Here is a 1218-nt window from a genome sequence, read left to right on the forward strand (position 1 = left end):
GCCTGATCGGGACGGTGTCGCCGCGGTAGCTGGCCACCTTCGGCCGAGGCCGGTCGAAGGGCAGCTCGAGCTGGTCGGGAATCCCGTCCAACGCGCCTGTGCAAAAGGACAGTTGCCTGCTCACCAGAGAACTGGGGTCTTCCTCCGCACCGAGGAGCTCGCGCTGCCACAAGGTGAAGTCGGCGTACTGCACGGGCAACGGTGACCAGGTCGGCGCCGTACCCGCGCACCGTGCGGTGTAGGCAAGACTGATGTCACGGGCCAGCGGGGCCAGCGACCAGCCGTCGTTTCCGATGTGATGCTGTACCAGGAGCAGGACGTGGTGGTCCGAGCCGGTGGCGAACAGCCGGGCCCGCAGCGGCAGATCGACAGTGACATCGAAGGCGGTGTTGCCGGCGGCTCGAAGTGCCTCGTCCAGGTCCGCTGCGTCGACCTCCACCACAGGCAGCTCAGGGCGGACCTGTTCGGGCTCCAGAATGAGCTGCTGAGGCTCCCCGTCGACCTCCGGGAACACCGTCCGCAGGGTCTCGTGTCGGCCGATCACATCGGCTATCGCCGCTTCCAGAGCTGCTCGATCGAGCTCCCCTGAAAGTCGTACCGCGAGCGGCAGGACGTAAGTGGCGCTCGCCCTCTCCAGTTTGTTGAGGAACCAGAGGCGGTTCTGTGCGGGTGACAGCGGGATCCGTGCCGGGCGCTCCAGCGCGGTCAGTGCAGGCCTGGCCGAGTCTGCTTCCGCGAGCCGGTCGGTGAGGGCGGCGACGGTGGGGGCATCGAAGAGGGTCCCTACTGGAACTTCGACGCCCAGGGCCGATCGGATGCGGCTGATGAGGCGGGTGGCGAGGAGGGAGTGGCCGCCCAGTACAAGGAAGTTGTCGTCGATGCCGACTGTGGGCACGCCCAGGACCTCGGCGAACAGGCCGCACAGGATCTCCTCCTGCGGGGTCCGCGGACCGCGCCCGGCCAGGTCGGCTTCGTACACGGGTGCCGGCAGGGCCCGCCGGTCCAGCTTGCCGTTGGTGGTCAGCGGGAGCCGGTCGAGGACCATGAACGTGGTGGGGACCATGTACTCCGGCAGCAGACCGGCCGCGTGCGTGTGCAGGGCTTCGGTGTCCAGGGTGTCGTCGTTATCGGCCTCGGCGACCACGTAGGCCACGAGGCGTTTGTCGCCCGGTTGGTCCTCGCGGGCTATGACTGCGACCTGTGCCAGCCCGGGGAAGT

General features: G+C 68.2%; 1 protein-coding gene. It reads right to left on the reverse strand.

The window, feature by feature from the left end; translation table 11 throughout:
- A partial coding sequence (locus tag AQI95_RS43990; RefSeq protein WP_244189129.1) for a condensation domain-containing protein occupies positions 1-1218 on the reverse strand: 1218 nt, incomplete at both ends.

Source organism: Streptomyces yokosukanensis, from assembly GCF_001514035.1.
Lineage (GTDB): Bacteria > Actinomycetota > Actinomycetes > Streptomycetales > Streptomycetaceae > Streptomyces > Streptomyces yokosukanensis.